This window comes from Pseudomonas sp. 58 R 3, from assembly GCF_900006605.1.
Lineage (GTDB): Bacteria > Pseudomonadota > Gammaproteobacteria > Pseudomonadales > Pseudomonadaceae > Aquipseudomonas > Aquipseudomonas salomonii.
Window position 1 is genome coordinate 52,110 of the sequence record NZ_CVTT01000038.1, and the last position, 22,146, is coordinate 74,255.

Here is a 22,146-nt window from a genome sequence, read left to right on the forward strand (position 1 = left end):
GATTGGGTAGCTTGAGATAAGTGTTGAGCGGACGGACGCCATCGCAGGCAAGCCAGCTCCCACAGTTGGAATGCATCCCCCTGTGGGAGCTGGCTTGCCTGCGAAGACTTACTTACTGAGTAGAAGAATCTGCCTGCAAGCCTTCGATGGAAGCCTCAACCAGTGCCAAGCCGGTTTCAGCCAATTGCAGGCTGGCCCAGTTCAGGTAGCTCTGGTGTTCGGTGCACAGGTCTTGAGCCGCCAAGGTGAGCACGCGCGCGGTGCCTAAAACATAGCTGGCATGTTCCAGTGCATGTTCTATGGGAATGCCGGGTTGTACGCAAAAAAGAGGTTCTTCACTGCGGTCGCTGGGGCCGAAGGGGGTGGGGCGGGTGGTTTGTTTGGACATGATGGATCTCCTGATGAAAATGGGATCCTATGAGTTTGCGAGGCCGTCAAACCTCATCACGAATGAGTCGTGACAGGCGCGAGGATAGGCAGGAAGGGGGCAGGGGTCAATGCTGGCGGGGTGCTTTGTCGATCGTTCCCACGCTCTGCGTGGGAATGCATCCCGTGACCCTCTGCGTCACCCATGCACCGGGCGTGAATCGGAACGCGGAGCGTCCCAGGCGGCATTCCCACGCGGAGCGTGGGAACGAGCAGCCCCCACCCAGCCCACTGCGGATAGGGGACGCAACGGGCTGGATGAGGGCTTCTTGTACGACCGTGTTACTGCGCGATAGTTTTCACCGACACGCCACGTTCGACCGGGGTGGAGCGCCCGTAGATATCTTCAAAGCGTTCGATATCGTCTTCGCCCAGGTAGCTGCCCGATTGCACTTCAATAATCTCCAACGGGATCTTGCCCGGGTTGCGCAGGCGGTGCACCGAGGCGATCGGGATGTAGGTGGACTGGTTCTCGCAGAGCAGGAACACGTTTTCGTCACAGGTGACTTCAGCGGTGCCGCTGACCACGATCCAGTGTTCGGCACGGTGGTGGTGCATCTGCAGCGACAGGCACGCGCCCGGCTTGACCGAGATGTGCTTGACCTGGAAGCGGCCGCCCATGTCCACCGAGTCGTAGGAGCCCCACGGGCGGTAGACTTCGCAGTGGTTCTGGGTTTCGCTGCGGCCTTGCTCGTTGAGGGTGTTGACCATCTGCTTGACGCCCTGGACCTTGTCCTTGTGGGCAATCATCATCGCGTCCTTGGTTTCCACCACCACGATGTTGTCCAGGCCGATCACCGACACCAGTTTGCCGTTGCCATGCACCATGCAGTTGCGGCTGTCCTGGATCACTACATCGCCTTTGCTCACGTTGCCATTGACGTCTTTGTCATTGACCGCCCACAACGAGGCCCAGCAACCCACGTCGCTCCAACCGGCGCTCAGCGGCACCACGCAGGCGCGCTGGGTTTTTTCCATTACCGCGTAGTCGATGGAGTTGTCCGGGCAGCAGGCGAAAGTGGCTTCGTCGAAGGTTACGGTGTCGGCATCCTGCTCGCTGCGCTCCAGGGTCAGCACGCAGGTGTCGTAGATGTCCGGGTCGTGTTTTTTCAGCTCTTCGAGGAAGCGGCTGGCGCGGAACAGGAACATGCCGCTGTTCCAGAAGTAACCGCCGCTTTTGACGAACTCGACGGCGCGTTTTTCATCGGGTTTTTCCACGAACTGTTGCACGCGGCTGACGCCTTCGGGCAGCAGCGAATCGTTGCTGGACTTGATGTAGCCGTAACCGGTTTCCGGACGGGTCGCCGGGACGCCGAACAGCACCATCTCGCCACGCTCGGCCGCCACAGTGGCCAGAGCCAGGGCGCGTTGCAGGGCTTTCTGGTCGTCGATCACGTGGTCGGCGGGCAACACCAGCATCAGCTCGTCGCGGCCTTCGTTGACCAGCATCATCGCAGTCAGGGCCACGGCCGGTGCGGTGTTGCGGCCGAAGGGTTCCATCAGGATGCGCTGGCATTCGAGCTTACGCGTGCTCAGTTGCTCATTAACGATAAAACGGTGGTCCTTGTTGCAGACCACGATCGGCGCGTCCATGCCTTCGAACACCAGGCGCTCCAGGGTTTGCTGGAACAGGGTGTGCTCGCCGGTCAGGGCCAGGAATTGCTTGGGGAACTGTTTACGGGAAAGCGGCCAAAGACGTGAGCCGCTACCACCGGAAAGGATTACTGGGATCATGGGTGTTTCTCCTTGAATCGATTGGGTCAGAGCTACGAAGGTTTGTCGTTTCACTCTTGTTTTTGTCTCGGTCTGAACTGACTGCCTCGGTCAGTGTGGGAGCTGGCTTGCCTGCGATGGCGGTGTTGGATTCACCACCGCCATCGCGGGCAAGCCCGGCTCCCACAGGGGCGGGTGTCAGTTCAGAAAACTAATCAGCGGGTCGACACGGGGCGCTTGACCCACACTGGCGAAATGCTCGAACCCGAACCGGTCACGTACAGCACCGCCGCTTCACCACGTTCCAAAGCCACCGGCTTCACATCGCCGACTTTCTTGTCACCGTCATACAACGCCAGGCTCACTTTCACCGGGTTGATCTCACGCTCGCCACGGCCTTTGGCGGCCACCGACTTGACCACGTCGGTCTTGCCATCGGCGGTTTTCAGGGTCAGGGCCTTGTCGCTGAGGTTTTGCACACGCACCAGGGATTTCTGCTTGTTCTTGAACGGCGGCTCTTCGATCAGCTGGGGCTGGCCGCTGCCGCTGTTCACGAGGGTGTAGTAGTGATCGGCCGCGAGCTTGACCGGTACGGTCTGGCTGCCGACCTTGGCGCTGTAGTCGCCGCCCGGCATGAAGCTGAAGTCACTGCTGGCCAGCGGCGCCACATCGCTCAAATTAGTCGCGCCGACAGTAGCGCTGACTTCCTGGTTCGACGCGTTGTAGACACGCACGAAGCTGGAGCCTTTTGGTGCCGTCGGGCCATACAGGGCGGCGTCGCCCCCGGCGAAGGCGGACATCGATACGAAGCTCAAGCCGGCAGCGATGGCCAGGGTCTTGGCGAGACGACGCGGAGTAGTAGTGAAAGTCATGTGAGTTACCTCTCTTTCAGTTTTGCGCCCGGTCGGGCGTCTCGGATTTTTGAGTGTTCAAAGCCATGTTCTGTTGGCGCGAACCGGCTTGTTTAAGCTGCGCAACCCACTGCGGGTCGGCATCACCGATTTCGTTGTTGACGGGCAGATAACGTTCCGGGAACTCCCAGATCAGCACCTGTGGCGGGCTGTTCTTGAAGTCATCGCTTTTCAGGTAGCTGAGCATCGGCAGGATCGGGCCGTGGCCGTCTTCGGAGTAGTTGATGACGTCGCTGTGCAAGGCTTGCTTGAGGGCGCCGACGAAGTTCCAGTTGGGGTTGGCGCTGTAGCTGGTGCCCACCAGGGCCACTGGCGTTTCACTGTCGGCAAACAGGGCGTCGTCGCCTTTGTTCTCCGCCAGGTGCGTGACGCGTTTTTGCAGTGGCTCTTTAGGCGGCATCAGGTTTTCGAACAGCGGGTCCAGCGGCAGGAACAGGCGCAGGTCGCCTTTGTGCGGTTCGGTTTTTTCGGCTTCGGTGACAAAGCGCTGTGGCTCGCCGCTCAGCGGCGTCTTGTCGGCAATGGTCCTGGCCAACTGTTTGGCAGCGATTTCCGCACCGTCCGGGGTCCAGTGGGTGTCGGTGCGCAGGAACACTTGCGTGCCGCCCAGCTTGGCCTGTTGCAGCGGGCCAAGCAGGTCGGGCGCGATGATCTTGTCGGCCGCTACACGGGCGTGGAAGTCCTCGTACAGGTTGGCGTGGATGCTCGCCGGTTTCACTTCACCCAGGTGTTCCGGGTACAGGCGCACCTTGGCCGGCACGATCGCCATCACCAGTTGGATGCCCTGGGCCTTGAGTTTTTGGCGCACGCCTTCGACCAGCGCGTAGTTGCCTTGCAGGTTCTGGTCTTCGTTGACGATGGGGTTGAATTCCTCATCGCTGTACAGCCAGTGGTCGCGGCCCAGCACCACGCCGGGGCGGCCTTCATTGAACAGCTTGTAGTCCAGCGCCGCCCAGAGGTTGGTGCCCAGGCGCTTGATCGGGAACTCATCGTCGTAGTGGGTCTCGACGGCCTTGGTCCAGCGCCCGTTGAGCACGGTGGCGTCGGCGTTGGTGCTGAAGCCGAAGAAGCTGCGCGTCGACCAGGCGCCCAAGGCCAGCAGCACCAGCAGGAACAGCGTGATATAGAGGATGCGAAATGAACGGGTCATGGTCGGCTCCCTCAAAATTGGAAGTAAAGGAACGGCGAGAAACTCTGCGCCGACAGTTTCAGAATCGACGCCACGAACAGCAGCAGCACGGTGGCGCGCATGGCGTAGCGTGGCCAGTCAGCGGTCCAGTAGGCCGGTTGCACGGCGGCGTCCTGACCTACGCTGAAACCTGGCTGGTGGATGCTGCCTGGGTTGTCGCCGGGTACTGCCTTGATCAGGCTTGGGTCAGCCGGTTTGGCTTTCTCGGCAGGGCGATTGGTGTAGAAGTCGCGCAGGCCGAAGAACGCCAGCGTTGCGTAGGCCACCACCAACGTCGCCACTTGCAGGCCGGTGAGGCTGGCGCGGTTGAGTTCTGAGAGTGACCATTCGCCAAAGCTGAACATCGCGCCGTACATGCGCCCGGCGACGTGCAGGTTTTCGGCGCGGAAGATCACCCAGCCCATCACCACCAGCAGGAAGGTAAAGGCCCAACGCACCACGTTGAAACTGCGTGGCGCGGTATTCAGGCCGATGGCTTTTTCAATCGCCAGCCACATGCCGTGCCAGGCGCCCCACACGATGTAGGTGATGTTCGCACCGTGCCACAGGCCACCGAGCAGCATGGTCAGGAACAGGTTGCGGTAGGTGGTCAGCGTGCCTTTACGGTTGCCGCCCAGGGTGATGTACAGGTAGTCACGCAGCCAGGTGGACAGGCTGATGTGCCAGCGCCGCCAGAACTCGGTGATCGACTGGCTGATGTACGGCTGTTTGAAGTTCTCCATAAAGCGGAAACCCATCATCAAGCCCAAACCGATAGCCATGTCGCTGTAGCCGGAGAAGTCGAAATACAGCTGCGCGGTATAGGCCAGCGCGCCGAGCCAGGCATCGCCCGTGGTCGGGCTTTGCAGGGCGAAGCAATGGTCGGCCACCACCGCCAGGGTGTCGGCGATAAAGACTTTCTTGATGAAACCCTGCATGAACCGCGTGCAGCCCTCGGAGAATTTGTCGAGGGTGTGCGTGCGGTTGTTGAACTGGTCGGCCAGGTCGCGAAAACGCAGCACCGGACCGGCAATCAGGTGCGGGAAGATCGCCACGAACGCCGCAAAATCGATGAGGTTGCGGGTTGCCGGGGTGTCGCCGCGGTACACGTCGATGATGTAGCTGATGGACTCGAAGATGTAGAACGAGATCCCGATCGGCAACAGCACGTGGGTGAGGATAAACGGCTCCAGCCCCGCCGACTTCATCATCACATTGATGCTGTCGACGCCGAAGTTGGCGTACTTGAAGTAGCCGAGGATGCACAGGTCGACAGCCACGCCGAGCAACAGCCAGCGCTGGGCCGGTTTGGTGCGCACGCCGGCGGCACCGACCTTGAGGCCGATCCAGTAATTCCACAGCGTCACGGCGGCGAACAGCGCCAGGAAGTCCACTCGCCACCAGGCGTAGAACACGTAGCTGGCAATCAGCAGCAGCAGATTGCGATAGCGTTGCCCGCTCAAGTAGTACAAGCCGAGAAAGATCGGCAAGAACAAAAACAGGAACACATTGGACGAGAAAACCATCCCGATCTCTCCATGTTTAACCAACAGTCAAGGGCCAACGGCCCCCCCAAACCCCCCACGATTTCGCGGGAGGTTGTGATCGTTCCCACGCTCTGCGTGGGAATGCCTCACTGGACGCTCTGCGTCCGCTTTTGGGACGCGGAGCGTCCCTGGCTGCATTCCCACGCGGAGCGTGGGAACGATCAGCTGTATATCAGCTGCCTTTGTTGCCTTTTTCGTGCGTCGGGTCGTAGACCTTGGTCAGGTCACCGCCGAGGCGGAAGGTCTTGAACGGCTGCATGCCGTGCTTGCGCTCGATTACATCGGGGGCGCAGGTGTAGAGGGTGCAGAAGGGCTCAAGCCAGGCAAATTTCATGTCTTCCTTGAGGTCCTTCATGTCCTGCTCTTTGCCGTTCTTCTGCTCGAAGGTGTCCGGGTCTTTCACCCCGGCCAGCACCTTGTCGCCCAGGCGTTTGAGCGCGCCGTTATTTTCCTGGCGCAGGTCCACACCGTTGACCAGCGCAAAGCTGGCGATCATCGACAGCGGCGGCAGTGCGTAGTTGTGGTAGGCCAAGGCACGTTGCTGACGCTTCAGTTCGTTGGGCAAGAAGCCCTGGGCATCCACCTGGTTGGCGCCGACCTTGTATTCCTTCACCGCCCAATCAAACAGGTCGCGACGGTTGGTGGCGATGGACGTGGCCATCACCGACCACGCGGCCCAGTAGGAGTGGTTGTTGGTTTTATCCAGGGGCAGGTTGTCCCAGTCGCTGACGACTTGATCGGCGAGCTTGTTGAACCAGGCTTCGATCAACTGCGATTCCTGCTGATGATTAGCCAGCGGGTGCGAGTCGGAGAACTTCAGGCGCACATAGGCCGAGGCCATGCTGCCCAGTGCCCATTTGCGCATGGACTTGCCGGTGTGGTTGAAGTCCTTGGACATCAACGCATCCGCCTTGGCCCAGCTCGTAAGCCAGTTGAGTGTGCATTCCAGCTGCTCCGGGCGGCCGTCGCGCATAAACTGCATCACGCGTTTGCTGGTGTCTTTTTCCAGCTTGGTGATGTCGGCAGTGCTGTCACGAAAGGCTTTTTCCGATTGCACATTCAGGGTGGCGCGGGCCTTGTCCGAGCCTTCGTACTTGCTGCGAAATTGCAGCGAGCCGGTGTACGGCGCCGGCATGGCGTCGCAGTCATTCTTGAAGTCGCCGGTCTTGAACGCTTCCACCGGGGCGAAATAGCCTTGAGGTGGACGCAGTGGTGCGGCGGCGTTGACTGTACCGGCGAACATCGCCAGGCCCAGCAGCGTTGGAATCAATAATTTCTGCATAAGTAACCTCACTTCCCAAGCTGGGCGGTCTGTTGACCACTCGCCGGGAACACGTTGCGTGTGCAAATTTTCGCTTCGACTTTCTGCGCGGCAGTGCCCGCTTCGGGGCCTTGCACTTCCACGGCCAGCAAGTTCTGCGAGGCCCAGTCTTCATCGGTGCGCAGTTCAAAGGCGAAACGCCCGTCTGTATCGGATGTTTCGGGTTTCTCGATCTTGATGTCCTCGTGGCGCCCGTTCATGTACCAGAGGGTGGCTTGCAGGGTTTTCACCGACGGGTCGGCGAAGCGGATATCGACCTGATGGTTGGCGTTGCGCAGGTCTTTGTTCGAGCTGTTGACCATCAACTCGTTCTTGCCGGGTTTGAGCGTGGTGCTGGCGCTCATTTGCGCAGGCTTGCCTTCGCAGCCGTTGTCGAGCAGCGCCATCATCTGGCGGTAAATGGTTTCCTGGTCGAGGCGGTACAGCGGCGAGAATTCCCAGATAAGGATTTTCGGCGGGGTTTTCTGGAACTCGTCGCTGCCCAGGTACTGGATCATCGAGCCCTCCAGGCCGCCGCCGGGGAAGGCGACGTTAAGGATGTCGGCACCGATTTCCTGTTCCAGGAAGCCGGCGAAGTTGTAGTTCTTGCCGCTGTGGCTGGTGCCCACCAGGGTGATCTGCGGGTTACCCGAATCGCCGAACAGGTCGCCGTCACCGGCTTCGCCTTTAGGCTCGGTGGTGAACTGGTCCATGTACTGGATCGCGTAGCTGGTGCCGCACAGTTGCCCGGCCATGTTGTGCAGGGTGCCGGTCTTGCCCATGCGCCCGGAGCGTTTGGTTTCGAACTCGCGCTTGGGAATATCGGCAAACTCGGGCATGGCACGCACTTTGGCGCCGACGATTTTTGCCGTGCGTTGGGCGCCGTATGGCGTCCAGTGCTGGTCACCACGGAAGTAGAAGTCGTGGGCCGGCAGTTCATCGGGCAACTGTTCGTTGGTCAGTGGCGACAGGTCCGGCACCACATAACCCATCTTGGCAAAGCGGCCGAGCATGGTTTTGTAGTTGCCCAGCGCCTTGTCGAAATCGAACTTGGCTTTTTCTTCGGGATTGAGCTTGTTGCGGTTCACCAGGCCACGGGTCGGCTGATAGACCACCACCAGCTCCACGCCCTTGGCCTTGAACGCATCGTGCAGTTGCTGCATGCGTTTGTAGCCGGCGGGGCTGGTGTCGAATTCGGTGCGCAAATCTTCCTGGGTACGGAACAGCCAGTCGCCCTGGGCTTGCACCAGGGTGGTGAAGTTCTGCTGGTAGCGCGTGGTGTAGTTCTTTGCGTCATGGGCGGCCGGGCACAGGCTGCAGCACGGCTCGGCGGTGAACGTGGGGGCTTTGACTTCATCGGCGCGCACGCCCTGGCTGGCCGCCAGCAGGCCGAGGGTCAGACCCGAGAGGCTCAGCAGTTTGATCATGTGTGGGTGCATAAGGGTCATCCTCAGTCCTGCATTTGGGTCTGGCGTTCGACAGGGTCGATCAGCACGGCTTTCTGCTGGCGCACCAGCAGGTCGAGAATCTCTTCCTGGCGATCGCCCAGCACGCCGGCAAAGCTGATGCCGCTGGATTTGGTCGGCGCCAGCATCGATACGCGGTACAGCTCGATGCTCAATGGCGAATCAATCGACAGCGGCCCGCTGCCGTTGCCGGCCAGCTCGCCGCCGACCACGATCAACGAGACTTTCGCGTCAAACGGGTCGAGGGCGATGTCGCGGTCGGTGTCGGTCAAATCCTTGATGTGCCCGTACACGCCGGTCAGCCCGTTGGCCATGGCGGAGTTCTCGTACAGGCGAATGTTCACGCTGTTGCGCACGCGGATGCCGTGGCGACGGTTGGCGATGACCTTGTTGCCCCACAGCAGATTGTCGCCGCTCTCATAGAGGGTGATGCCGTCGGTGTGGTTGCGGTAGATCTCGTTGTCGGCGATCAGGTTGTTGACGCTGTTACGGTCGATCACCAGGCCTGAGAGCTTGTTGTCGAAGCTGCGGTTGTTGAAGATGAAGCTATCATTGACCTCACGGGAAATGATGATGCCGTGTTTCTTTTTGGTGCCGTAGACGGTGTTGTCGGCAATGATCAGGCCGTGGGAACGGTCGTGCGGGTCGATGCCGTAGACGATGTTGTCTTTGTAGGTGTTGCCCTTGATCACAAAGCCTGTGGTCTCGTAGCAGTAGAAGCCGTACCACATGTCCGAGAACTCGGAATCGATGATCCAGCCGGTCGGTTCCGCGCGCTTGAGCACCTTGGCCATGTTCGGCGTGTACTGGGAAATACTCACGCCGTACGACTTACTGTTGGCGTAGCCGAAGCTGGCCATCTTGGTCTTGGAGATGTAGGTTTCGGTGCCGCCCCAGGCCAGCAGGAACGGGCGGAACTCCTTGGGCGACTTGAACAGCGCCGGGCCGTTGGTCTTTTCGTCCCAGCCGGTGATTTTGGTGTCACGTACAAATAGCTGGCCGTCGTTGATCAGGAACGAACCGGCTTGTTGGGACAGGCGCAGCTCCTGAGTCTTTTTGTCGATGTCGAGGATGCCTTTGCGCCCGACCACAATCGGCAGCTTGGCCAAAAACACGCCCGGCGAGGTTTCGCTGAGGTACTGCTTGGGCACTTTGCCGAGCAGGTCCTTGAGGTTCATGTAGCCGTCGTCGACAAAGATCGCCTGGGGTATGCCGTGCTGGCGCACCACCCATTCGGCCATCTTGTTATCGCCGCCGATAAAGTCCTTGAGCGCGTCTTCCTGCATCATGCGGCGGATGCTGACTTTGCCCGGCTTGCTGCGCACGATCTTCTTTTCCATCGCCGCCGCGGTGTAGCCGGTCAGGTCGGGCAGCGCAGGCTTGGGCAATTCCAGCGGCGCGGTCGGCGGGCTGGAAATGGTGTAGGTCTTGGCCTGTTGCAGTTCCTTGGCGATGGTCGGCGCCTTGGCCGCCGTATCGGCAAAGGCTGTGGCGCTGGCCATCAGCATTGCCGCGACGAGTAGGCTTTGAGCATTCATTGCGCAGGCTCCCATCAGAATTTCCAGATCACGTCGACAAACGCGCGGTGCATGTACGAGTCGACCTGGCTGCCGTAGGCGTCACCCGGCTTGAACACGCCTGCACGAAAGCGCACCAGCGCCGACGGCTCGTCGATTGACTGGCTGAGGGCGGCCGGCAACAGGCCCTTTTTGAAGTACTTGGTGACCACCAGGTCCATTTCCTGACCCAGGTCTTTCTTGCCGTCTGCCAGCGGTAACGAGGTGCTGGACAGGATCGCGCCGGTCACGTCGTCGGTGTTGTTCTGCACCGCATCGATGCCGTTGCTGCCCACCGGCTTGTTGCCGTCGACGCGCCAGAACTTGTGATAAACCAGGCTGGCGTCGTAGTCCTCGCGCAGCTGCCAGGAACCGAACAGGCTCATGGACTGCATGTTGTTCATCTCGCCGCGAAACGCTTCGCCAAAGCGATGCACGCGGGACTGGGTGCCGGTCCAGTTCGAACGGTTGCTTTGCAGGCCGTTCTGCTCGTACTCGGCGCTGGCGCGGGAATAAGCCGCGCCGACCTGCCACTGCGGGTCGAGACGCAGGCGCACGCCGATGTCAGTGGCCCAGCCATTCACATCGTCGCTGCGCTTGGCCTGGGTTGGGCGGGTGCCGTCGGCATTGAGGGCATTGACCGTGTCGCGGTTGCCTTTCATGCCGGTGACGCTGGCCCAGTAGTTGACCGTGTTTCTGTTGTTCAAGCTATAGGCGTCACTGTTGGCTTCGATGCCGAGCCAGGTCAGGTCGCCGTTTTCGCGCTTGTCCAATGAGTCGGTCGCCACGCCCGGTTCCGGGTAGTCGAGCTTACCGTTGTCATGGGTGTGGTGGGCGCGCAGGCCGATCCACTGGCCTGGGGTCCACTGGTAGGCGGCGTCGGCGTAGAGGTGCTGGCGGTCCTTGTCCTTGGGCGACAGCTCCTTGAGGTCGGTGCGGTATTCGCTGAAGCGTTCGGCGACGCCGACATTGGCCTTGAGCAGGGTGGTATCGAAGGTCCAGTTCAGCGCTTCGATATTGGTGTCGCGCCATTGGCCGTCGTCATTGCGCAAGCGTTGGCGACCCAGCTTGAGCAGTTCGCCCGGGTAAGGCGTGAAACCGCTGTAGCCGACCCAGAACTCGCGCATGGCCAGGTAATTTTTCTTGGACTGGCGGTCGTTGTTGGTGGTTTGCTGATTTTCGTCATCGGCCGATTGTTGCAGGGGGTCGGTCTCGATAATGTCACTCGACACGACCGCCTGCCCCATGGCGTAGGCGCTCCACGCCCCGCTTTCACCGTAGACCCACGGGCGCAGGTCGAGCCCGATGCCGTTGACGTCGCCGCCTTTTTGCGTACCGAGGTCGCGGTCATCTTCGGACTGTGCAGTGGCTTTGACTTCCAGGCCGAAGTTCTTGGCTTCGGTGAGCGCGGCCAGGGTCGGGCACGACCACAGCAGGGCGAAGGTCAGGCCGATACCGGCCTTGACGAATGGGTTGAGCTTCATAGGGATTCCTCGCCGTCTTCTTCTTGCAGGGCGTGCAGTTGCAGCGTGCTCTGGGCCAGGGTGCCGCGCGTGGCCAGCTCCTGTTGCACCAGGCGTTGGCCTTCGGCGCGTTGCTCAGGCGTGAGCGGGGCTTCGAGCTGCGTGGCCAGGTCATTGGCCTCCGGCGTGTCCTGGGCTTTGGCCAATTGGCTGAAGACATAGGCGTTCAATGGGTCGGGCTTGGTGCCCTTGCCCTGGGAAAACAATTGCGCGATGGCGAAGTCGGCGCTGTTCTGGCCGTTACGCGCAGCGGTCAGCAAGTGGTCGAGGGCTTTTTGCGAGTAGACCTTGCCCAGGTAGCCACGGCGGTAAATCTGGCCGAGGTAGTAATCGGCGGCGACTTCACGGCCCACGGCTTTTTCGAAATGCGCTTCGGCGGCCTTGGCGTCTGCCGGTACCCACTTGCCTTCGTAGTAGAGCTTGCCCAGCAACAGCTCGGCGCGCGGTTGGTCGGCGGCGCGGCCGTTGTCCAGGTACTTCATCATCTGGTCGACGTCGCCCAGTTCGGGGAAGTCGTAGAGCAGTTGCGCCAGGCTGACCCAGGAGGCCGGGTAGCCGGGGGCGATTTTTTCCAGCAGGGCCTGGGCGGTTTTTTCGTCCGGCTGGCCGAGGGTCACATCACCCAATACGCGGGCCACGCTGTCGACACGCTGGGCGGTGACGGTGCCACGGGCGTAACCGGCTTCGAGCTGCTTGAGCAGTTCGGCCTGTTTTTCCGGCTCGGCTTTCTTCTGATAAACCGTGGCCAGCTCGACGTAGCAAATATCGGTGGTGTTCAGCGCCGCCTTGCAGATGCGCTCCACATCATCCAGGTGCTGGTCGTAGGTGCCCTGGGTGCGATACAGCAGCACCTGGGCCAAACCTGCTTCCGGGTAACCCGCCGCCTGCCATTTGCTGATTTGCTGTTGGGCGTTCACGTTGGGGAAGCTGTGCGGGTATTGCAGGTACAGCATCGCCAGCGGGATCAGGGTGTTGCCTTCGCCATTGGCAAAGGCTTTTTTCAACAGGCCTTCGGCCTCGTGCTGTTCGGCTTCGGTAGCACCGGGTTTGGCCACCAGCAGGCGGCCCAGACGTGCCTGTGCACGTGGCGACGTATCGGCGGCTGCGCGGTAAGTGGCCTCGGCCTGGCGGATTTGCTCGGGATCGCGGGTGGTGACCTGGATGTCAGCCAGGCCGACTTGGGCTTCGCTGTAACCGAGGTCGGCCAACTGCTGGTAGTTCTGTTGGGCGGTGACCGTGTCGCCACGCTTCAACGCTTCGTTGGCCAGGCGTTGGTCGGGCAGGCCGGCGCAACCGGTCAGAGAGACTGCCAATGCCAATGTGCAGAACACAGAGGCTGAGTGAAATCTGCTCTGTGTGGGAGCTGGCTTGTCGGGACACCGCACCGCTGCGATGGCGGTGTTGGATTCGCCGCCGCCATCGCGGGCAAGCCTGGCTCCCACAGAAGAGCATTCCCACAGGGGCCTCGGTGTATTTGAGAGAGTCATCACAGGCATGTCCTCCGCTTACAGACCGTGAGCCATGGCTTTATCGATCAGCCAGTTCAGCGAAGGGCCACGGTCGCTGGTGACTTCCACCGGGCGGCCGGCATAGGTGCTGTCCAGCGGCGCATCCGGCTTGATCTGCACGCGAATGTCGGAGGACAAGTCGGCGCTGTTCAGGCTGGTGCTACTGACGATGGTGCCGGTGCGCAGCTGTTCTTCGTCGGCGACCTGGAAGCTCACCTGTGTACCTGGGCGTACGTCACCGAACTGGCGATAGGTAAAGCGCGCTTCCACATTGGCCTGGCTGCCGCGTGGCACCAGCTGGAAGATCACATCGCCCTTGCTGGCGTACTGGCCGTCGGCGACCAATTGCTGGGCGACCACGCAATCGCACGGCGAGGTCAGAGTGCCGGTCATTTGCTTGCCGAACAGCTCTTCAACCTTGGCCGGTTGCAATTGGTCTTCGTCCAGATGGCCCTTGAGCACATCGAGCATGCTGGTGCTGAACGTCGCCAGTGGCGCGCCTTTGGCTGCAACCGCGTCGCCTTTGAGCAGGCTCTGCACGGTGCCGTCGCGCGGCATGGTCACGTTCATGCCGGGCACGCTGACCAGGCCGGCCTGGGCGTGGCTGACGAAGTACATGCCGTACACCGACTTGAACACAAAACCGAACGCGGCGAGGCCGACAATGAAGATCCCGGCGCTGAACACCACCGCGCGCAAGCGACCGAACGCGCTCATGCCGCTGCCGCCGTCCTTGACCTTGCGCGCCTTGGTGAAGTTGTCCCGTTGCAGGGTGGCAAGCACGTCGCCCATGGTCACGATGTCGCCGGACAGGTGCGAGGTGATCAGGTGGCGCAGGGTGGAAATATCCTGGGCGTCGAGGTTCTGGAACTGGCAACCGGTGCGGCCGCTCTGGCGGTCGTAGGAGCGAATCTGCAGCTCTACATCCATCGCCAGACCGAGGTTATCGATCACGAACTGCAGGCGGCCCTTGTGCACTTCACCGACGGTCAGCGGCTGGGTGGCGGTGAACGCCAGGCCACCGGCGGACAGGTCGATCACCCGTGCTTCGGTCTGGGTGCGGTCGGTGTTGAAGAAACGCAGCTTGGCCGGGATTTTGACCCGGGCATGTTGGCGCTGGGCTTCGGATTCGTGGACAACGTTGGCGTTTACTGGGCTGTTCATATGTTCGATTTCCTAGTTAATTCAGGCTTGGCTGGGTCAGACCATCATCAGCAACACGGCGACGAAAATGCTGCCGGCGGAGAAGGTCATGGTCCGAGACGACCAGGTGTTGAACCAACGTTGAAAGCTGGCCAAATCGCGGGTCAGTTTGGTGTCCTGGCGGGTCCAGGACTGTTGATCAAGGCGGAAGAACACGTAGATCTTCACCAGCGCGCCCATGATCTGGTTGTAATACAGAATCACCGGGTAGGCCGGGCCGATCTTGTGGCCGGAGCACGACAGCAGCAGGGTCAGGATCAGGCGGGTGATGCCGATCCACAGCAGGTACGCGAGGATGAACGCGCCGCCATATTTGAAGGTGGCGATGATCGCCACGGTCAGGCCGAGCAGGGAGGTCCACATCGATACGCGCTGGTCGAACAACACGATGCTGGTGAACAGGCCCAACCGACGCATACCCAGGCCCAGGGCGCGGGAGTTCTGGCGCAGGTTGTTGCCGTACCAGCGGAACATCAGTTTGCGGCTGGCCTTGATAAAGCTCTTTTCCGGTGGGTGTTCCACGGTGTGGATCGCGGCGTCCGGCACGTAGAAGGTGTCGTAGCCCAGGCGCATCAGGCTGAACCAGCTCGACTTGTCGTCACCGGTCAAAAACTTGAAGCGGCCCAGGCGCCAGTGTTGCAGCGAGTCGCTTTCCACGTCGGCGATAAAGCCCGGGTCGGTCACCACGTTGGCACGGAACACCGACATGCGCCCGGTCATGGTCAGTACGCGTTTGGACAGGGCCATGGAGCACATGTTGATGTGGCGCTGGGCGAAGCGCAGCTTGTGCCACTCGCTCATGATGTAGCCGCCGCGCACTTCGCAGAATTCGTTGGTGGTCAGACCACCGACATTGCCGAACAGCTGGAACCACGGCACGGTCTTGCGCACTACGCCTTCGGCGAGCACGGTGTCGCCATCGATCACCGCCACCACGGCGCGGTCATCCGGCAGGTGGCGCGAGATGGCGCGGAAACCGAAGGCCAGGCCGTCGCGTTTACCGGTGCCGGCGATGCGCACGAAGTCGAGTTTTACGCGCTCCGGCGGGTTCATGCGTTCCCACAGGCTTTTCACCAGCAGCTCATCGGACATCTCCACCAGCGAGCACACCACGGTGGTTGGGAAGCCGCACTCGATGGCTTCGCGAATCACCGAGCTGTAGACCTGCGCGGTGGTCAGCGCGTCGATACGGAAACTGGTGACCATCAGGAATACGTGGGACGGGTCGGCAGCCTTGCCCAGCTTGCGCACCTTGCGGCGCAAGTGCGGGTAGACCACGTACAGGAACAGCATGCCGCGAAAGAAATGCGTAGCACCCATCGAGTAGCGCCAGATGCCGACGGCGCCAATCAGGAAAATAAAATTCTTCGACTCGGAGTCGAACGTACTCGCCGGCAGCAGCAGGGCGAGACCCATCAGCAGGCTGAGGAAGAACAGCCAGCCGGCGGATTGGAGCAGTACGTGTTTTAACTTGGACATGAGCGTCATCCGAAGGTGAAGAAGGCTCCGCACTGCACGTGCTGGGGATCAGGACACGTGCAGCGCGAAACTTACCGTTGCTGTTACCAGCAAATGCCTTCGGTACGGCCACTGACACTGGTGGCCCGGGACATGAAGCCCACCAAGTCGATCACCTGTTTGCCGTGGGGAGCGTTGTGCGCCAGGGCACGGAATTTCTCGTCACGGTTGCCGAGGATGATCACATCGGAGTTGTTGATCACGTCGTCGAAGTCGGAATTGAGCAGCGACGACACATGGGGGATCTTGCCTTCGATGTAGTCCTTGTTGGCGCCGTGGACACGGGCGTATTCGACGTTGCTGTCGTAGATGCTCAGGTCAAAGCCCTTGCCGATCAGCATTTCCGCGAGTTCCACCAGCGGGCTTTCGCGCAGGTCGTCGGTGCCGGCCTTGAAGCTCAGGCCCAGCAGGGCGACTTTGCGCTTGTCGTGGCCGGCGACGATATCGAAGGCGTTCTGCACCTGGGACTCGTTGCTGCGCATCAGCGAGTTGAGCAGCGGCGCTTCCACGTCCAGCGAGCTGGCGCGGTAGGTGAGGGCGCGCACGTCTTTGGGCAGGCACGAACCGCCGAAGGCGAAACCTGGGCGCATGTAGTATTGGGACAGGTTGAGGGTCTTGTCCTGGCAGACCACTTCCATCACTTCACGACCGTCGACGCCGACGGCCTTGGCGATGTTGCCGATCTCGTTGGCGAACGTGACCTTGGTGGCGTGCCACACGTTGCAGGTGTACTTGATCATCTCGGCGACGGCGATGTCCTTGCGGATGATCGGTGCATCGAGCTCTTCGTACAGCGACTGCAGGACATCGCCGGAGGCTTTGTCGAATTCGCCGATGACGGTCATCGGCGGCAAGTCGTAGTCGGCGATGGCCGTGGATTCACGCAGGAACTCAGGGTTCACCGCCACGCCGAAGTCGACACCGGCTTTTTTGCCGGAGCAGTCCTCCAGGATCGGGATCACTACGTTGGCCACGGTGCCTGGCAGTACGGTGCTGCGCACCACGATGGTGTGACGGGTGGTTTTGTCCCGCAGGACAAAACCGATCTCGCGGCATACCGCTTCGATGTAGTTGAGTTCCAGGTCGCCGTTTTTCTTGCTCGGCGTGCCCACGCAAATCATCGACAGGTCGGTATCGCGGATGGCGTCGGCGAAGTTGGTAGTGCCGCGCAGTCGACCGTTTGCGATGCCTTGGCTCAACAGTTCGCCCAGACCCGGTTCAACGATCGGCGATTTACCCGCGTTGATCAGGTCGATCTTATCCTTGGAGATGTCTACGCCGACCACTTCGTGGCCACGGGCAGACAGGCAACCGGCACAGACTGCGCCAACGTAACCCAAACCAAATATGCTGATGCGCATCGCAATTACCTCTTTGTTTAATACAGGCCATTAGATGGCTGGAGTTCATGTTTGCAAGCGTCACTGATGCCGCGAAAGTTGGGCGAATAGACGCCGACTTACCGCGTGCAGGCATGTTTAATGACGAGTGACTAATAAGTGCACCCAAGGTGTGCGCAACGTGGCCTTGTTATTGGAGCTTGCCCTCAAATGCAGCCGGCCTTCCTGGGAGAAGGGCCTGGCGTCAGTGCCGCAGGGCCTTGATAGAGGCTGATAGCCTTTGAATATCAATGCCTTGGGTTGTCTCACTGACCCATTAGGGGAAGCTTGGCCTTGGCCTTATAGCGTGTGGCAATTCATCCTTGATGCCGCTATCGATTAATCAATTGGCAATATGACTCCTGAGTCAAAGTTGAAATATGACAACTTCGCTACTTCCGTGGGTTGGTCATGTAAGTCATCTCTTACAGCAACAGAGAATTTCGTTACCGGTGGTATGAGCGGTGCTTGAGGGTGAAGTTCCTGGCCGCTCATCCTGTTTCCGGAAATTTCTTGAAATATTAGAAAAGATGGCACTGGTACTATATTGATAGCACTTGCTATTTGGGCGAGTGGTTATGGGGAGTTGAAGAGAGGGGATAGTTTTGTGCCACTAGTGTTTGAAAAAAGTGGTGCCACTACGAAAAAAAATGACGAATGTCGAGTGAAAGATTCTTTAGAAATCTGCGTGCGGATTTTTTGGCGTCAAATAAATGACTTTTTCGGCGTGGAACGCAGACAAAACTGTGGGAGCTGGCTTGTCGGGTCGCCGCATCGCTGCGATAGCGGTGGATCAGTCAGTATTTCTTAACCTGACACTCCGCTATCGCAGGCAAGCCAGCTCCCACAGTTGAACTACAGCGTGAGAGCGGGCCCTATTCCGGTGCGTGATCGCGCAGGAACACCAGATTATCCGGCTTGGACTGCTCCGCATTGAAGCGGTAACCCTGCACATCAAATGCTTTGAGCTTGGCAGGATCATTGATGCGCTCTTCAATCACAAAACGGCTCATCATGCCCCGGGCCTTTTTGGCGTAGAAGCTGATGATCTTGTACTGGCCGTTCTTCAGGTCCTTGAACTCGGTGTTGATGATGCGTGCGTTCAGGGCTGTTCGCTTGACCGCCGAGAAGTACTCGTTGGAGGCCAGGTTGAGCAGTACGTCGTCGCCTTGTTCGGCCAGCGCTTCATTCAACCATTCGCTGATGCGCGTGCCCCAGAACGCGTAGAGGTCTTTGCCGCGGGCGTTGGGCAGTTTGGTGCCCATCTCCAGGCGGTACGGCATCATCAGGTCCAGCGGGCGCAGCAGGCCGTAGAGGCCCGAGAGCATGCGCAGGTGGTCCTGGGCGTAGCTGAAATCGGCATCGCTGAAGGTCTCGGCATTCAGGCCGGTATACACGTCGCCCTTGAATGCCAGCAGCGCCTGCTTGGCATTGGCCGGCGTGAAGGCCGGGGTCCAGCTGCCGAAACGGGCGGCGTTGAGGCCGCCGATTTTGTCGGAGACGTGCATCAACTCGCTGATTTGCGCCGGGCTCAGTTCGCGCAATTGTTCGATCAGTTCCTGGGAGTGGTCGAGGTATTGCGGTTGGGTAAAGCGCGGGGTGACCGGCTTTGACTCGAAGTCGAGGGTTTTGGCGGGGGAAATCACCATCAGCATGAAGTTGGCTCCTGTAATCGTGGCAGGGATTCTAGGGGGTTGAGTGGTTTGACTCCACCTATGATGGCGATAGGCACGATCCGCTATGATGGGCGGTAACTCTGGAGAGGGAGACCCTGCGTGCGCCTAGCACTTTTATTGTCAGCCTGCTTACTGTGCCTGAACGCCCACGCCGCGCCGGTGGATGTGGCCAGCCTGGACCGTGGCACCTGGCCCGAAAAGCTCAGCAGCCCGGCACTGTTCGATGTCGCCTCACGCGCCGAAATCCTGATGTTCTCCCATAGCCTGCTGGCCAGCGAAAATCAGGATGAGGCCGCCCTCAAACAACGTCTTGGCCTGAAGATCATCAACCTGGCCGCCATCGACGACCTGCGTCGACAGCTCTGGCAGCGCTTGCTGGAAAACTACACGGCCGCCCAGCAAAGCTGTGAAGAAGACGCCTCGTTCTGCTACCTGGTGGAAAACATGGACGACCTGCGTGAGCAGGCCGGTAAGTTCGAGGTCAGTGACAATTCTTTCTATATAGGCTGGGCCGCCCCCAGCCGGCACTTCCACGCACGCTACCTGGACGAGTTGCTGCGCAAAGCCGCGCTGTTCCCGCAGATCAGCAGTGAAGTGCTGCGGTTTGGCGACCACGAACGCAATGGCGACGAGTTGAACGACCGGCTGTTCCTGCTGACCTTCGACGGCGGCCCGGCGCCGGTCAGCGGCAATACCGACTGGCTCACCGACTACCTGCGCAAGCAGAAGATGAACGCCACGTTCTTCGCCCTTGGCAGCAGTGTGCAAACCCGCGTAGAGCGCAGCTCCAGCAGTGACGTGCAGGCCTTGTACCAAGGCCAGTGCGTGGGCACCCAGGGTTGGCAATACCGGTCCCATAGCCATTGGGTCGAGTGGCAAAGCTCGATTACCCGCAGCGCCGCGCTGGTGCAGAACCTGATGCCGGAAAACTATGTGCCGCTGTTTCGCCCGCCCTATGGCCAGCGCCGTGCCGACAGCCAGGGTTTCTTCCAGTCCCAGGGTTTGCAGGTGGCGTTGTGGGACATCGACTCCCAGGACGAACCGGGCAAACTCAAGGCCGATGAGTCGGCGCAACGGGTGCTGACGTTGATGCTGTTGTGGCGTAAGGGCGTGATCGTGTTTCACGACACCCAGGACAAGGCGCGGGTGGCATTGCCGATGTTATTGCAGGCAACGGCGCAAAGTGGCTTGGGGTGGCAGGACTGCCGGGAGGCATTTCGCTGAAGTGCCCGGCCCTGTTAGGGATTGGGAGCTTCAGGGGTGATTTTGTGCGACATTTCGATGCAGGCGGACTTCCGACTTTAACGGGGTCACTGGGACTCGGCTAGTGCTATTCGTCATCCTGAAAAATAAACTTCAAAAAAGCGTCAAAGTGCTTTTTCCTGTCATGGGTTTTGCGGTATTACGAAGTCAGATCGCCGAACCCTGCAACACAGGTGGCGTCTTTCAAGACTCCTCATGTGGGCACTGCACTTGACGTCACTCAGGTGCAGTCGGTGGTCGAATCGAGGCGCAGCACCGCCCAGGTATTGCGTCGAATGGCTCCCACAAAGGTGACCGAGTATGGATGATCATGGACGTAACCCTTCTTCCGACCAGCCAATCCTTTATGTGCTTGATACCAACGTATTGATCCACGATCCAAACGCACTGCTTAACTTCGAAGAACACCACGTCGCCATCCCGATGATCGTGCTTGAGGAGCTCGACAAACTCAAAAGCGGGCACCACAGCGTGGCTGCCGAATGCCGCCAGGCGATCCGCCTGATCGACAAGACCCTGGGTGAAGCCTCGCCCGAGGACGTTGAAGTCGGCGTGCCGATCCAGCGTGGCAAAAGCGGGCCGAAGGGCTTGCTGTCGATTCTGATGAGTAAACGCAGCGAGCCCAACAGCCTGCTGCCGGAAAACCTCAACGACAACAAAATCATCAACCAATTGATCGACCTGCACGCGCGCGACAAGGACCTGCGCCTGGTGCTGGTGACCAAAGACATCAATATGCGCCTCAAGGCACGAGCGTGTGGGATCGCTGCCGAGGACTACAGTACCGACCAGCTCGTCGACGACGTGTCGATGCTGTCGCGGGGTTATCACACCGTGACCGGCTCTTTCTGGGACCTGGTGAGCAAGGTCGAAACCCGTCAGGACCATGGCCGCACCTGGCACCAGGTACAGCTGATCGACAACCTGCCGGCCGTGCACATCAATGAATTCATTATCGACGAACAGGGGTTTGTGGGCTGGATCAAAGAGATTCAGGTCGACAAGCTGCTGATCCTCGACCTGCATCAGGAACCCCTGTTGCACCAGGAAGCCTGGGGCCTGAAACCGCGTGATATCTATCAGAGCCTGGCGCTGTACGCGCTGCTCGATCCGGATATTCATCTGGTCAACCTGACCGGCGCCGCAGGCTCGGGGAAAACCATCCTCGCCCTGGCGGCCGCCATCGAGCAGACCATGGTGACCAAACGCTATCGCCGCATCATCGCCACCCGCAGTGTGCAGGGCCTGGACCAGGAAATCGGCTTTCTGCCCGGCACCGAAGCGGAAAAAATGGAGCCGTGGCTGGGGGCGATCACCGACAACCTCGAAGCCTTGCACATGGATGACGAAAACACCCATGGCAGCGTCGACTACATCCTCAGCAAAGTGCCGTTGCAGTTCAAATCCCTCAACTACATCCGAGGTCGCAGCTTCCAGCAAAGCCTGATTTTGATCGATGAATGCCAGAACCTCACACCGCACCAGATGAAAACCATCATCACCCGTGCCGGTGCCGGTTCCAAAGTGGTGTGCCTGGGCAACCTGGCACAGATCGACACCCCTTACCTGTCCGCGACCAGCTCCGGGCTGACTTACCTGACGGAGCGTTTCAAAGACTTCCCCAACGGCGTGCACATCGCGCTGCAAGGGGTGCCACGTTCGATTCTGGCCGAGTACGCCGAATCCCATCTGTAATCGCCCATGCTGTAGTTAGTGGCTAAATGCCACAAAACACCCCGAATTTCTCGCGAAGTTCGGGGTTTTTGTTATGGGCGACATTTGTCTTCGTTAATGCGTCCTGGGTGCTTGTAGGCTTTGTAATTATTTTGTTACATTTTTTATCGCCGAAAACTATAAAAAAACTGCGTCACCCCGTCGAAACGCGATCGCTTTGACTCGACGATTTATTCAAGACCCGGCGTTGGTCTTGCGCGTGATCCTGCCTATTACAAAAAGCCCGATACATCGCTCATTGACGAAGCACATATT

16 protein-coding genes are annotated in these 22,146 nt (G+C 59.9%); 2 read left to right on the top strand and 14 right to left on the bottom strand.

The features are described from left to right. Nucleotides 1–112 precede the first annotated feature (112 nt). The 14 genes from BFP92_RS06045 to yaaA form a co-directional block, all read right to left on the bottom strand. Nucleotides 113–388: a DUF3077 domain-containing protein gene (locus BFP92_RS06045; RefSeq protein WP_065912562.1), complete on the bottom strand. Its 276-nt coding sequence runs from the start codon at nt 386–388 to the stop codon at nt 113–115. Between the two features lie 320 nt (nt 389–708). Further along, a complete protein-coding gene (locus BFP92_RS06050) occupies nt 709–2,160 on the bottom strand; it encodes a mannose-1-phosphate guanylyltransferase/mannose-6-phosphate isomerase (protein WP_065912564.1) in 1,452 nt (483 codons plus the stop codon). Between the two features lie 194 nt (nt 2,161–2,354). Further along, nucleotides 2,355–3,011, bottom strand: coding sequence for an alginate O-acetyltransferase AlgF (locus BFP92_RS06055; RefSeq protein WP_053254501.1), 657 nt, complete (start codon nt 3,009–3,011; stop codon nt 2,355–2,357). A 16-nt stretch (nt 3,012–3,027) separates the two neighbouring features. Further along, the gene (locus BFP92_RS06060) at nt 3,028–4,200 is read right to left on the bottom strand and encodes an alginate O-acetyltransferase (protein WP_065912566.1); all 1,173 of its coding nucleotides are present in this window, start codon (nt 4,198–4,200) and stop codon (nt 3,028–3,030) included. An 11-nt stretch (nt 4,201–4,211) separates the two neighbouring features. After that, nucleotides 4,212–5,744 carry an MBOAT family O-acyltransferase gene (locus BFP92_RS06065; RefSeq protein ID WP_065912568.1) on the bottom strand — a complete coding sequence of 511 codons (1,533 nt, stop codon included), beginning with the start codon at nt 5,742–5,744 and terminating at the stop codon, nt 4,212–4,214. Nucleotides 5,745–5,937: 193 nt separating this feature from the next. Then, nucleotides 5,938–7,047 carry a mannuronate-specific alginate lyase gene (locus tag BFP92_RS06070; RefSeq protein ID WP_065912570.1) on the bottom strand — a complete coding sequence of 370 codons (1,110 nt, stop codon included), beginning with the start codon at nt 7,045–7,047 and terminating at the stop codon, nt 5,938–5,940. 8 nt (nt 7,048–7,055) lie between these two features. Next, nucleotides 7,056–8,504 (bottom strand): alginate O-acetyltransferase, encoded by a 1,449-nt coding sequence (locus BFP92_RS06075; RefSeq protein WP_065929276.1) that lies wholly within the window; start codon nt 8,502–8,504, stop codon nt 7,056–7,058. A gap of 11 nt (nt 8,505–8,515) precedes the next feature. Continuing rightward, a complete protein-coding gene (gene algG, locus BFP92_RS06080; protein WP_065912571.1) occupies nt 8,516–10,084 on the bottom strand; it encodes a mannuronan 5-epimerase AlgG in 1,569 nt (522 codons plus the stop codon). Next, nucleotides 10,084–11,571 carry an alginate export family protein gene (locus BFP92_RS06085; RefSeq protein WP_065912572.1) on the bottom strand — a complete coding sequence of 496 codons (1,488 nt, stop codon included), beginning with the start codon at nt 11,569–11,571 and terminating at the stop codon, nt 10,084–10,086. Before BFP92_RS06085 ends, algG begins: the two co-directional genes overlap by 1 nt. Beyond that, entirely contained in the window at nt 11,568–13,106 is a 1,539-nt protein-coding gene (gene algK / locus BFP92_RS06090; protein WP_083221703.1) for an alginate biosynthesis TPR repeat lipoprotein AlgK, read from the bottom strand. The genes BFP92_RS06085 and algK overlap by 4 nt, the downstream gene beginning before the upstream one ends. Nucleotides 13,107–13,115: 9 nt before the next feature. Beyond that, nucleotides 13,116–14,282: an alginate biosynthesis protein Alg44 gene (locus tag BFP92_RS06095; RefSeq protein WP_065912574.1), complete on the bottom strand. Its 1,167-nt coding sequence runs from the start codon at nt 14,280–14,282 to the stop codon at nt 13,116–13,118. Nucleotides 14,283–14,318: 36 nt separating this feature from the next. Next, nucleotides 14,319–15,800 (bottom strand): mannuronan synthase, encoded by a 1,482-nt coding sequence (alg8, locus tag BFP92_RS06100; RefSeq protein WP_056858947.1) that lies wholly within the window; start codon nt 15,798–15,800, stop codon nt 14,319–14,321. Nucleotides 15,801–15,883: 83 nt separating this feature from the next. Beyond that, nucleotides 15,884–17,200 carry a nucleotide sugar dehydrogenase gene (locus BFP92_RS06105; RefSeq protein WP_065912575.1) on the bottom strand — a complete coding sequence of 439 codons (1,317 nt, stop codon included), beginning with the start codon at nt 17,198–17,200 and terminating at the stop codon, nt 15,884–15,886. 893 nt (nt 17,201–18,093) lie between these two features. Continuing rightward, complete coding sequence (yaaA, locus tag BFP92_RS06110; protein ID WP_056858945.1) at nt 18,094–18,873, bottom strand: peroxide stress protein YaaA; 780 nt, start codon at nt 18,871–18,873, stop codon at nt 18,094–18,096. 120 nt (nt 18,874–18,993) lie between these two features. On the opposite strand from yaaA, the gene BFP92_RS06115 reads away from it, so the two are divergent. Both BFP92_RS06115 and BFP92_RS06120 read left to right on the top strand, forming a co-directional pair. Next, the gene (locus tag BFP92_RS06115; protein ID WP_065912576.1) at nt 18,994–20,118 is read left to right on the top strand and encodes a polysaccharide deacetylase family protein; all 1,125 of its coding nucleotides are present in this window, start codon (nt 18,994–18,996) and stop codon (nt 20,116–20,118) included. 339 nt (nt 20,119–20,457) lie between these two features. Then, a complete protein-coding gene (locus BFP92_RS06120; RefSeq protein ID WP_012722339.1) occupies nt 20,458–21,852 on the top strand; it encodes a PhoH family protein in 1,395 nt (464 codons plus the stop codon). Nucleotides 21,853–22,146 lie beyond the last annotated feature (294 nt).

Bases quoted from the DNA above. Each gene is read 5' to 3' on its own strand.
- BFP92_RS06045 (WP_065912562.1), bottom strand. From the start codon at position 388: ATGTCCAAACAAACCACCCGCCCCACCCCCTTCGGCCCCAGCGACCGC.
- yaaA (WP_056858945.1), bottom strand. From the start codon at position 18,873: ATGCTGATGGTGATTTCCCCCGCCAAAACCCTCGACTTCGAGTCAAAG.
- algK (WP_083221703.1), bottom strand. From the start codon at position 13,106: ATGCCTGTGATGACTCTCTCAAATACACCGAGGCCCCTGTGGGAATGC.
- BFP92_RS06085 (WP_065912572.1), bottom strand. From the start codon at position 11,571: ATGAAGCTCAACCCATTCGTCAAGGCCGGTATCGGCCTGACCTTCGCC.
- BFP92_RS06070 (WP_065912570.1), bottom strand. From the start codon at position 7,047: ATGCAGAAATTATTGATTCCAACGCTGCTGGGCCTGGCGATGTTCGCC.
- BFP92_RS06060 (WP_065912566.1), bottom strand. From the start codon at position 4,200: ATGACCCGTTCATTTCGCATCCTCTATATCACGCTGTTCCTGCTGGTG.
- alg8 (WP_056858947.1), bottom strand. From the start codon at position 15,800: ATGTCCAAGTTAAAACACGTACTGCTCCAATCCGCCGGCTGGCTGTTC.
- BFP92_RS06065 (WP_065912568.1), bottom strand. From the start codon at position 5,744: ATGGTTTTCTCGTCCAATGTGTTCCTGTTTTTGTTCTTGCCGATCTTT.
- BFP92_RS06095 (WP_065912574.1), bottom strand. From the start codon at position 14,282: ATGAACAGCCCAGTAAACGCCAACGTTGTCCACGAATCCGAAGCCCAG.
- BFP92_RS06075 (WP_065929276.1), bottom strand. From the start codon at position 8,504: ATGCACCCACACATGATCAAACTGCTGAGCCTCTCGGGTCTGACCCTC.
- algG (WP_065912571.1), bottom strand. From the start codon at position 10,084: ATGGGAGCCTGCGCAATGAATGCTCAAAGCCTACTCGTCGCGGCAATG.
- BFP92_RS06105 (WP_065912575.1), bottom strand. From the start codon at position 17,200: ATGCGCATCAGCATATTTGGTTTGGGTTACGTTGGCGCAGTCTGTGCC.
- BFP92_RS06050 (WP_065912564.1), bottom strand. From the start codon at position 2,160: ATGATCCCAGTAATCCTTTCCGGTGGTAGCGGCTCACGTCTTTGGCCG.
- BFP92_RS06055 (WP_053254501.1), bottom strand. From the start codon at position 3,011: ATGACTTTCACTACTACTCCGCGTCGTCTCGCCAAGACCCTGGCCATC.
- BFP92_RS06120 (WP_012722339.1), top strand. From the start codon at position 20,458: ATGGATGATCATGGACGTAACCCTTCTTCCGACCAGCCAATCCTTTAT.